The 712-nt window shown below is 46.6% G+C and carries 1 protein-coding gene; it reads right to left on the bottom strand.

Annotated features, from left to right (window positions below; genetic code table 11):
* A partial coding sequence (locus R8N47_RS25170) for a glutamate synthase-related protein (protein WP_318186100.1) occupies positions 1-712 on the bottom strand: 712 nt, incomplete at both ends.

Here is a 712-nt window from a genome sequence, read left to right as displayed (position 1 = left end):
TAAACGCGCGCCAACAGAACGGTCGGTGTTGATGACGTTGTAGAAGAAACTTGCTGATTGGCTGTTTTCGACAGCATTCAAGGCATCATCAACGATTTTTTGGTTGAGTTCGGCTTTATCAAACGGTTTGTTTGGCTCCGTCCAAAATAGTGGATGACCTTCGGCTGAAATAGGAGCTTCTAAGATGTTTGATAGATCCAACTTGGTTTGCTTCGCAGTGAATCCCTCGACGGCTTCAAGTAAATCAGTACGACCAATTAAGTCTGTCAGTTTCTCTACGCCAAGTTCTGCGAGTAACTCACGTACTTCATCGGCAAGGCCAGTAAAATAGTTCATTACCATTTCTGGTAAGCCTTTAAAGTACTCTTTACGAAGGGTTTCATCTTGAGTTGCCACACCCGTTGCACAGTTGTTCAAGTGGCAAATACGTAAGAATTTACAACCCATAGCAACCATTGGTGCGGTACCAAATCCGAAGCTTTCCGCACCAAGAATCGCGGCCTTAACAACATCTAGCCCTGTTTTTAACCCGCCATCTACTTGAAGACGAATCTTATGGCGAAGGCCATTTGCAACCAGTGCTTGTTGGGTTTCTGCGAGGCCAAGTTCCCAAGGACTACCTGCGTATTTCACCGAAGTCAGTGGACTTGCGGCCGTACCGCCATCGTAACCTGAGATAGTGATGAGGTCGGCGTAAGCTTTTGCGACCCCT

This window comes from Vibrio sp. 2132-1 (assembly GCF_033344315.1).
The sequence above is the reverse complement of the archived record's forward strand: the minus strand, read 5'-3'. Positions and strand labels throughout refer to the sequence as shown.